Source organism: Cetobacterium sp. (assembly GCF_051653945.1).
GTDB lineage: Bacteria > Fusobacteriota > Fusobacteriia > Fusobacteriales > Fusobacteriaceae > Cetobacterium_A.
The window spans coordinates 38171-48560 of the sequence record NZ_JBOFXD010000073.1 but is presented as its reverse complement, the minus strand read 5'-3'; the positions used below and the strand labels follow the sequence as shown (position 1 = coordinate 48560).

The window sequence follows — 10390 nt, the reverse complement described above, 5'->3', positions numbered from 1 at the left end:
TCAAATATATTTAAAGTCCTAAGACTTACGTTTACACCATTTATTGGTTTGCCATTTCTGGCGTTTTGTTATTTTCATAACTTCTGACTATTTTCTCTATTCGGTTGTTAATGTCCTTATTTTTTAACTTTCGTCTGCGGTGTTTCCCACTGACAAAAATAATAATACCACAAATTTGAAACTTCGTCAACAACTTTTTTTATTTTTTTATAAAATATAAAAAAAAAGAGGATTTCTCCTCTCTTTTAATATTTTATATTAATTAGAACTTATAGTTCCATCCAGCTACAAACTCTCCATAATAAGACTTTTTAGCTTCTGTAGAATATTTCACTATTTCATATAAGTAACTAACATTAAAACTTAAATTTTCTGAGTATTTATAGTTTGTATTAATTCCATATCTTTGTAAATCACCAAAATCATAATCTGACTCTTCATTTTTTGCTAAAGCCTTTTCATTTTTAGCATCTTTTTTTAATCCTAATCTCACTTCTGCATCAGAAGAAAACTTTCCTGAAGCAAATAATGGGAAGTAAGCTCTTAATTGGTGCTCAGCCACTGAATCTGTAGTATTTCCTATTGTTTCATCTCCGTAGAAGAAGTATCCTAATGTTATTGGTCCCATTGTAATGTTTAAAGGCATAATTTCTATACTTTGAACATCAGCCGTACCAGGAGTCCCATTATTTGATTGATATCTTAAATCTACCCATCCAGATGTAAATCCATACGAATATTTTCCTCTAGCATAGTATCTATCATAGTTATTCTGAAGTCTTGCTCTAGCTCCTAATGAGTATCTAAAGTCTTCATTTCTATTAAAGTGTCTCCACGCATCTAATTGGAATCTTTCGTTATCCTGACCATCTAAAACTCCCTCATCCGAGTCTAATTTCCATGCCTTATAACCTTGAACAGCATATGTCCAGTTTCCTGAAGCTGAAGCTAATCCGATATCTGCTGCTAAGTAAGTTAATCCGATATCACCGTCTGAACTTCCAGCATTATTATCATTCTCTGTCCACATTCCAAAACTCGTTACTCTAAGTAATGGTTTTTCCTCAAAAACTACAATTTCTTGAGCTACAGGCTCAGCTACTACTACAACCTCTTTCGATACTTCCACTGGTGCTACTACAGCCTCTTTTGCAGATGCAGTTGCTCCAACTACTAATAAAGAACCTAATAAAAGTGCTAACTTTTTCATATAAATTCCCTCCAGTTATTATTTTTTTTAGAAATCCCCGTTTTTGAATTTCTCCCGTTACCTAGTTTATACAATATTTTAATCCTTTTGTAAATATTTTTTTATTTTTTTTCAAACTTTTTACCGACTTTTTACGTCTGGGTTTAATAATTTTTTTAGTTTAATTTTGTATTTTGTCATATTTAAGTTCATTTTTATTTATTTTTTTAACTGTAACTTCACTGAACTTTCAGTCATCTGTTTAAACCATATATTTTTTTTATCTTTAAATTCATTATATATATTTATTTTTTTATTCTACAAAAATAAAAAAATAAAAAAAAAGCAGATACATAAATGTATCTGCTGTAAATTTTCTTGAATAAAAAAGCGATTATCTCTTTGAGAATTGTGGAGATCTTCTTGCTTTTCTCTTTCCGTACTTCTTTCTCTCTACCATTCTTGAGTCTCTTGTTAAGAATCCAGCTTCTTTTAAAGCTCCTCTTAAAGTCTCATCAGCTTCTACTAAAGCTCTTGATAATCCGTGTCTGATAGCTCCAGCTTGACCAGCGTTTCCTCCACCGATTACGTTTACTTTAACTTCAAACTTATCTAAAGTCTCAGTTAAGTTTAATGGTTGCTCAACGATTTTAGAAAGTAACTCTCTTCCACCGAAGTAGTCTGCCATAGTTTTTCCATTTATTTCAATTCCTTTTCCACCAGGGATAAGTCTTACTCTTGCTACTGAAGTTTTTCTTCTTCCAGTTCCTCTATATTGAATCATTTCTGCCACTGTCAATCCCTCCTAAATTAAAATTCTACCTTTACTGGTTTTTGTGCAGTATGAGCGTGCTCAGCTCCAACAAATATTCTTAATCTTGTTAATTGCTCTCTTCCTAATCTATTCTTTGGAAGCATTCTCTTAACAGCTAGCATTAAAGCTTCTTTAGGATTCTTTGCAAGAATCTCTTCTAATCTTCTTTCTTTTAATCCACCAGGGAATCCTGAGTGACTGTAGTAAACTTTATCTGTTAATTTCTTTCCAGTTACAGCAACCTTCTCGATATTTGTAACGATTACGAAGTCTCCTCCATCAATATGTGGAGTGTAAGAAACTTTATCTTTACCCATTAATTTCTTAGCTATTTCTGCAGCTAATCTTCCTAAAATTTTTCCTTCTGCGTCATAATGAACGAATTCTCTTACAACGTCTTCTTTTCTTTGCATAGCAGTGTATTTCTTCACGTTTTTTTCCTCCTCGAAAATAGTTATATTTATTTTAATATAACGAACGGCGTTCCTTTGTGGGAAAGGATTTATTATACCTATCTATTATATCTACTTTTTCCTTTTTTGTCAATTACTTTTTGAAGATTCCTAAAGGTTTTCCTAGTGGTAAAAACTCTCTTCCAAAAGTTTTATTTAAAACATTTGCAGCTGATCCATAGAATGACATCATAGCTATTGCAAACTCTGCTACTGCAGCTAATGTGTGCATTGCATGTGGTGCAATTCCAAATGTTGTTCCAGCTAATCCTATAAATAAGAAATCAATTAATATAAATATTATTAATAATGTTTTATTAGTTTCAACTGCTGCAACTGTCATGAATAGTGTAAATATTAAATATCCTATAAATACAAATCCAAACGCCTTTGGATCTGCTGCAGCTTTCATAGCTTCACCAAATACTCCAAGTTGTATCATCCAGCTCATAGCCATTCCAAACCAGAAGAATGCATATCCACCAAATGCTGTTGTTCCAAATACATTTCCATGTTTAATATCATTTAAACAAGCTATTAACTGAACAAAAGCTCCTAAAAATATTGCCCAAGGAATTACTAGTGATACTCCACTTACAATTCCAAACTTATTTGCTGATGCTACTAATGTAACTATTGCAAGACCTAATAGTCCTAATGCTGAAGGGTCTGCTACTTCAATTTTTACATGATTGTTTTGATTCATCTTCTCTTTTCTTACTCCTTAATTAATTTTTTTACGCAAGGAGTATTTTAACCTTTTCATAAAACTTTGTCAACAAATACTTAACTTTATTTATTTTTTATATTGTTAATGCTGAAGCACCTTTTATTCCTGCATCATTCCCAAGTTCGCCTAGTCTGATTTGAAGATTTTCAATTGTTATCCCCAGTGCATAATTTGGTAACTTTTCTTTTACTTTATCCAATAAAATATCCCCTGCTAAAGCTACTCCTCCTGATAAAATTATTATTTCTGGATTTATAATATTCAAAACATTTCCAATTCCCATAGCAAGATACTCTGAAATATAGTCAACTATATCTAAAGAGAATTTATCCTCTTTTTTAGCTGCATCAAAAACATGTTTTGCTTCCAACTTATTTAAATCACCATCTATCAATTTATAAAGTTCATTATTTTTATTTATTTGTAATCTTGATAAAGCCTCTCTTACTACCCCTGTAGCTGACGCATAAGCTTCTAAGCACCCTTTTTGACCACATCCACATACTTTCCCATCTTTTTCTAATTTCATGTGACCAATTTCACCCCCTGCACCAGTAGCACCAGAAATCAATTTACCATCTATAAATATTCCACCGCCAACTCCTGTTCCAAGAGCTATTGTTACACTTTTAGAATATCCTTTTCCAGCTCCATATAAAGTTTCTCCAAGAGCTATTACATTGACATCATTATCCAACCTTGTTTTTACTCCTGAAATCTCCTCCATTTTTTCACTGATATTTATATTTTTCTCCCAAGGAAAGTTAGCAAAAAACCCAACTTTTTTCTGATCAATAACTGGTCCTGGTATCCCCATACCAATCCCTTTTATCATATCTCTAGTTATATCTAACTCATCTGATAATTCTAGAACTGTAGCCCAAATTTTGTTTAAAGTATAATCTACACCCTCTATTGATTCTGTTTTTATGCTTGTACTTTTTAAAATATCTCCATCAGAATTTAATATTCCAATTTTACTATTTGTACCTCCAATATCTATTCCTACAAAATATTCCATAAAACTCCCTCCTAATTATAAATATTTTTATACTTTTCTTTTAAGTACTTTATATAATATTCTGGATTTAATTCTTCTCCAGTTACTGAAACCATAATCTCTTTTGGTGTTTTCAACTTTCCGTATCTATGAATTTTCTCTCTTAACCACTCTTTAATCTTTTTCAACTCTCCTCTTTCTAGTGCTCCCTCTATGTTTATATCTTTTTTCATAGCATTTAAAATTTGAAGCGAATAAACATTTCCCAAAGCATATGATGGAAAATATCCAATAAGTCCACAAGACCAATGAACATCTTGCAGTACTCCTTCCGAATCTGTTGATGGAATTACCCCTAAATATTCATACATTTTCTCATTCCAAATTTTTGGTAAATCTTTTACCAAGTATTCTCCTGATAAAATCCCTTTTTCAATTTCATAACGTATCATTATATGTAATGAGTATGTTAATTCATCTGCTTCAACTCTAATCAAAGATGGCGATACTTCATTTATACCTTTATAAATCTCTTCTAGTGATAATTCTGATAATTCACTGTATTTGAATTTACTTTTTTCTAAAATTCCAAACCAAAACTCTTTACTTCTTCCAACAATATTTTCATAAAACCTTGACTGAGATTCATGTATTCCCATAGATGCCCCATCTGATAAAATTGTATCTTTCAATGTTTCATCCACCCCTTGTTCATATATTCCATGTCCACCCTCGTGAATAGTACTAAAAACACTTGAAAAGGGGATATTTTCTAGATATCTTGTTGTCAATCTAACATCATCTTTATTTACAGTTAATGTAAACGGATGAGCACTTTCTGATAAAACTCCTCTTTCTAAATCAAACCCTATATACTCTAAAATCTCTTTTGAAAAAAGCTTTTGATTATATTCTGAAACTTCAAACTTCACTTTTTTTTGAAAATCTCTTTTGTTTTTACCCACCTCTTTTAACAAAGGTACAATCTCTTTTTTTAACTCAGCAAAAAAGTTATCCAACTTTTTAATATTCATTCCTTTTTCATAATCATTTAAGATTTCTGAGTAAATATCCTCTTTTATTCCTCTATATTCTATAAACTTTCGATTAAAATTAAAAATTTGTTCTAAAACAGGGGCAAAACTTTCAAAATCATTATTCTCTCTAGCTAGCTCCCAGATTCCTTGAGCTTTAGCTGTAAGTTCAGAGTATATTTTATACTCTTCACTGGGAATAACTTTTATCTTTTCTATCTCCTCTTCTAAAAGTTCTATCTCTCTTCTAGTTGTATCATCTAGTTCATTTTCTTGTTTTTTTAACTCTTTTAATACCTCTAAAAACTCTTTAGAAGTAGTTAAATTATAGCTCTTCAAACTCAATTCTCCTATCATTTCAGAGATCAATTTATAACCACCTTTTGGTGCTTGTGTTTCCAAATCCCATTGAAGTAAAGCTAACATAGAATCTATTATTTTTTTCTCTTTTATCATTTTTCTAAATCTTTTTATTTTTTCTTTCATAATTCCACCCCTTTACCTTTTTATTTAATTATATTGAATTTTTCTCTCTTTAACAAGAATTTTCACGTTCTATTGATAATTTTAGTAAAATAATGTAAACTTATATGTAAAAATATAATAAATAGTATAAAAAGGAGCTTTTATGAAAAGAAGTATATCAGGTATTCAACCTAGTGGAATATTGCATTTAGGAAACTATTTTGGAGCCATGAAACAATTTATAGAAAACCAAGATAAATATGAAGGGTTTTATTTTATTGCCGACTATCATTCACTTACATCTCTCACTGATCCAAAAGCACTTAGAGAAAACTCTTACAACATAGTTTTAGATTATTTAGCTTTAGGACTTGACCCTGAAAAATCAACAATTTTTTTACAATCAGATGTTCCTGAGCATACAGAGCTTATGTGGCTGCTTTCTAACATTACTCCTGTTGGTCTTTTAGAGAGAGGACACTCTTATAAAGACAAAGTTGCAAAGGGATTTACACCTAATACTGGACTTTTAACTTACCCTGTTCTTATGGCTGCTGATATACTTATGTATAATGCTGACATCGTTCCAGTAGGAAAAGATCAAAAACAACATTTAGAAATGACAAGAGATATTGCACTAAAATTTAATCAACAATATGAAGTTGAGCTTTTTAAACTTCCAGAACCTCAAATTTTAGAAGATTTAGCTGTTATTCCTGGAACTGATGGACAAAAAATGAGTAAGTCATATGGGAATACAATCAATATGTTTGCATCTAAAAAAGAACTTAAAAAACAAATTATGAGTATTGTTACTGACTCTACTCCTTTAGAGGAACCAAAAGATCCAAACAATAATATTGTTAAGCTTTATGAACTTTTTGCAACTAAAGAACAAGTTGAAGAGATGAAAAATAAATTTGTTGCTGGAAATTATGGATATGGACATGCTAAAACTGAACTTTTAAATGCTGTACTTGAGTATTTTAAAGAGGCTAGAGATAAAAGAGAAGAATTAGCTAACAATATGGAGTACGTGGAAGAGGTTCTCGCTAAGGGAGCTGCTAAAGCTAGAGAAATTGCTAAAGCACAAATAATAGCTGCCAAAAAAGCTGTGGGATTAGTAGGAAATGCATATAGAAAATAAAAAAAGACAGTGAAAACTGTCTTTTAATTTTTTTATGGCGCACCCGAGAGGAATCGAACCCCTAACCCCCTGATCCGTAGTCAGGTGCTCTATCCAATTGAGCCACGGATGCATATTTTATCTATAAAAAAAAGGTAGTTACTCTACCTTAAACTACTTTTATAATGGCGGTGAAGGTGGGATTTGAACCCACGGTACGGGATTAACCGTACTCTCCCTTAGCAGGGGAGTGCATTAGGCCACTCTGCCACTTCACCATCCTTTATGGCGGAAGGTCAGAGACTCGAACTCTGAAGTCTTGCGACGCCGGTTTTCAAGACCGGTTCCTTACCAATTAGGATAACCTTCCGTACACAAAGATAGTATCATTTTTTTTGTTAATTGTCAAATACTTTTTTTATTTTTAAAAAAAAAGCTGCCTTAAAAGCAGCTTTAATTAACTATTTTTCTTCAGTACCTGTTGTTTCAGTTACTTCTTCTTTATTTTCTTCCTCTTTTGGAATAGGATTTCCAAACATCCACTCAATTTGTCTTCTAACTCCAGTCAACTCTACTACTTGACCATCAAATTCTAATCTATCATTCTCAGGAATAGCTAAGAATCCATCTTCTATTGGAGCATCTTTTAATAAGTTATGTTGAATTTTTATACCATTCTCAAATCCAAACGGTTTAAACTCTGTTTTTACACTTCTAATTAACTCATCATTTTTAGAGATCTCCTCTATTTGTTCTGGAGTGAATCTTCTTTGTGGTGGGTACTCTGCTATGAATAAAGTTTCTGTTTTTAAAAACTTTAACTCTTCTCCCTCTTTTTCAAATATATCTATTGTATATCTTCCTCTTGTTTTAACTAAAAATCTATCAATATCTACAATCTTTTTTCCAACACCTAAAGGATCTACCATCGGTGTTAACTCCCCTCTTGATATTAAATCATCATCAGGTCCATTTAATCTAACTTCAAATACTGTTGGTTTTGTAACCTCTTCAAAAGTTAAAACGATTGATAATCTCATCATAGGATGAGGAAATATCGGTTGAATTATATTATCAAAAGAGCCAAATATATCTACAGCTCCTCCTACTTGTTGACTCATTTGAGCTGCATGTGCAACTACTATATTTTTTACCTTAGCCATCTTATCCCCCTTTTTGGTTGTTTTGTTCTAATTTACTATAGCATACCTCTTTTAATTTGTAAATTTTTATTTCGAGATTGTAAATATAAAAATAGTACCTTTCCCCTCTTTGGAAATAACATCCACTTTTCCTCCGCATCTTTCTACAAGTTCCTTTACAATAGAGAGTCCCAATCCAGTTCCAGCCTTGTTACTCGTCCTTGCTTTATCCACTCTATAAAACCTTTCAAATATTTTTTCAACATCCTCTGAAGAGATTCCCACTCCATTGTCTTTTACACCTATTTTATACATACTCTTCGTTTCTATTATTGATATTTCTATTTCTGGTTTTAAATCTCCTCTATATATAATGGCATTTTCAACTAAATTTTTTAAAATAGTCAAAACTTTTTCAAAATCAATTTTTAACTCTCCCTCTTTATTTAAAAGGTTTAGATTATACGTTATATTGGCTTCACTTGTCTTAATTCTTTCATTTAATATTGCATGTAACTCTGTTTTTAACCTTGCTATTGGAATCTTTTCAATATTGACAATATTTGAGCTTTCAATTTTACTTATATTTAAAAAATCTGCGATAATATTCTCTAACTTATCTATATTATTTTTTATAGTCTTTATAAACTGAACTCTTAATGGTTCAGGTGCATCTTCTAATGCAATTACATAACCTTTTATATTTGTTAAAGGTGTCTTTAACTCATGACTTACATTACTTATAAATGTTTTTTGAATTTCTATCATTCCTTTAGTTTGAGTTATATCTTTTATAGACAGTAAGTATCTTTGATCTTGATCTAAAAATTTTACGTTTACACTGAAGTATCTTTTTAACCTCAAAATATAAACCTCTGATTTTTGATTTTGTTTTTCTCTCACACTTTTTTTTACTATATCTATAATTTCAATATCTTTTATCAAATTTAAATAACTCAATTTATCCTTTTCATAAAGGTAATTAAATCTACTATTTTTAATTATCAACTGTAAATTTTCATCAAAAAGACATATAGAAGAATCTATAGATGTTATTATTTGGTGTAAAATTCTCTTTTCTCTATTGAGATTAACTATATTTTCTAAATTTTGTTTTTGCCACTTTTGGACAATATCCCACAAATTAAGAATCCAAGGGTCTTTTTCAAAATATAGATTTTCTCCACTTCCTTTTTCTTTTAAAAAATCTTCAATAACTTCTATCCTTCTATAAAGATCTCTTTTTAAATACTTTTTATAAAAAGCATGTATTATAAAGTTTAAAAATGTAAAAAATAAAAGTTCTGCAACTAAAATTATATTTAACATTTTTAAAGTATCTCCATAATTTTTAGAAACTCTTACAACTACTTTTTCTCCCTCTTTATTAGTTCTTTCAACTGCATAATATGCCATAGTTTCATCTGAAATACTACTTTTTCTTATGTCAAATCCTATTCCAGTATTTTTAACTTCAAGAACTTCCCTTCTATTACTATGATTTTCCAACTTTCCTTCTTCATTATATTTTCTCGAATCATATATTACTTTTCCATTTAAGCCGATTATATTAAATCTCATATCAGAGTTTTCAAATATTTGTTGGTAATCTTTCTTGTCGTACTCCTTTATTAAATTAGATATGATAAAAATATTTTCTTTTAAGCTGTTTTTCACACCATCTTTGTATAAGTGAGATAGAAATGAAATATTAGTTATTACAAAAATTATTTCAATCATAACTATAAAAAATAAGGCAATTATCTCTTTTCTTCTAATCTGTATCCCACTCCTTTCACTGTTTTTATACACTCTGTTAAAAATGGTATCTTCTCTCTTAATTTAGATATATACACATCTACAGTTCTATCTCCTGAATAGTAATTACTTCCCCAAACTTTATCTAAAATTTTCTCTCTACTTACTACAATTCCTTTATTTTTAACTAAAAGCAAAAGTAAATCATACTCTTTCTTAGATAATTCTACCTCTTCACTATTATTTGTAACTAAATGTTTATCCTCATCTATTTCTAAATCTAAAAATCTATTTCTTATTTTTTTATTTTTTTCCTGTTGATTAAGAAGTTTTTTTCCTCTCAATAGAAGCTCTCTTGGATCAAATGGCTTTTTCATATAATCGTCTGCTCCAACTTCTAAACCTTTTAATACATCTTCAACCTCTGTCTTAGCTGTCAACATAATTATATACGGAGTTCCGTATTCATCTTCCATCTCTTTTACAATCTTCGTAAAATTTATTCCATCTAAATTAGGTAACATTAAATCTAAGATGATTAATTCATGTTTATCTTTTTTTAAATACTTCAAACCTTCTAATCCATCAGAAGCTACAGTTACTTTATAACCCTCTTTTGTGAAATAATAGTTTATTAACGCCTGTATTTCTAAATCATCTTCAACTACTAGTACCTTCAT

General features: G+C 30.2%; 10 protein-coding genes and 3 tRNA genes. 1 reads left to right on the top strand and 12 read right to left on the bottom strand.

Annotated elements, in window-relative coordinates:
• Window positions 1-262 precede the first annotated feature (262 nt).
• From ACRC8M_RS08190 to ACRC8M_RS08165, 6 genes are all read right to left on the bottom strand, one after another.
• Entirely contained in the window at window positions 263-1210 is a 948-nt protein-coding gene (locus tag ACRC8M_RS08190; protein ID WP_438528684.1) for a hypothetical protein, read from the bottom strand.
• 373 nt (window positions 1211-1583) lie between these two features.
• Complete coding sequence (gene rpsI / locus ACRC8M_RS08185) at window positions 1584-1982, bottom strand: 30S ribosomal protein S9 (RefSeq protein WP_438528683.1); 399 nt, start codon at window positions 1980-1982, stop codon at window positions 1584-1586.
• Between the two features lie 17 nt (window positions 1983-1999).
• Complete coding sequence (rplM, locus tag ACRC8M_RS08180) at window positions 2000-2434, bottom strand: 50S ribosomal protein L13 (protein ID WP_185875657.1); 435 nt, start codon at window positions 2432-2434, stop codon at window positions 2000-2002.
• A 115-nt stretch (window positions 2435-2549) separates the two neighbouring features.
• Window positions 2550-3161, bottom strand: a complete 612-nt coding sequence (locus ACRC8M_RS08175) for an acetate uptake transporter (RefSeq protein WP_438528682.1) — start codon at window positions 3159-3161, stop codon at window positions 2550-2552.
• Window positions 3162-3258: 97 nt separating this feature from the next.
• On the bottom strand, window positions 3259-4206 hold the full coding sequence (locus ACRC8M_RS08170) for an ROK family protein (protein ID WP_438528681.1): 948 nt from the start codon (window positions 4204-4206) through the stop codon (window positions 3259-3261).
• Between the two features lie 11 nt (window positions 4207-4217).
• Window positions 4218-5705 carry a carboxypeptidase M32 gene (locus tag ACRC8M_RS08165; protein WP_438528680.1) on the bottom strand — a complete coding sequence of 496 codons (1488 nt, stop codon included), beginning with the start codon at window positions 5703-5705 and terminating at the stop codon, window positions 4218-4220.
• Between the two features lie 142 nt (window positions 5706-5847).
• Here ACRC8M_RS08165 and trpS point away from each other — a divergent pair, with 142 nt between their 5' ends.
• On the top strand, window positions 5848-6831 hold the full coding sequence (trpS, locus tag ACRC8M_RS08160; protein ID WP_438528679.1) for a tryptophan--tRNA ligase: 984 nt from the start codon (window positions 5848-5850) through the stop codon (window positions 6829-6831).
• A gap of 35 nt (window positions 6832-6866) precedes the next feature.
• Here the strand turns inward: trpS and ACRC8M_RS08155 are convergent.
• The 6 genes from ACRC8M_RS08155 to ACRC8M_RS08130 all read right to left on the bottom strand — a co-directional run bounded on the left by ACRC8M_RS08155 (window position 6867) and on the right by ACRC8M_RS08130 (window position 10390).
• A tRNA-Arg gene (locus ACRC8M_RS08155) sits at window positions 6867-6943 on the bottom strand.
• Window positions 6944-6996: 53 nt separating this feature from the next.
• Window positions 6997-7088 (bottom strand) — tRNA-Ser (locus ACRC8M_RS08150).
• Between the two features lie 8 nt (window positions 7089-7096).
• Window positions 7097-7180, bottom strand: a tRNA-Ser gene (locus tag ACRC8M_RS08145).
• A 91-nt stretch (window positions 7181-7271) separates the two neighbouring features.
• Window positions 7272-7973, bottom strand: coding sequence for a hypothetical protein (locus ACRC8M_RS08140; protein ID WP_438528678.1), 702 nt, complete (start codon window positions 7971-7973; stop codon window positions 7272-7274).
• A 66-nt stretch (window positions 7974-8039) separates the two neighbouring features.
• Entirely contained in the window at window positions 8040-9629 is a 1590-nt protein-coding gene (locus ACRC8M_RS08135) for a sensor histidine kinase (RefSeq protein ID WP_438528677.1), read from the bottom strand.
• A gap of 83 nt (window positions 9630-9712) precedes the next feature.
• A complete protein-coding gene (locus tag ACRC8M_RS08130) occupies window positions 9713-10390 on the bottom strand; it encodes a response regulator transcription factor (RefSeq protein ID WP_438528676.1) in 678 nt (225 codons plus the stop codon).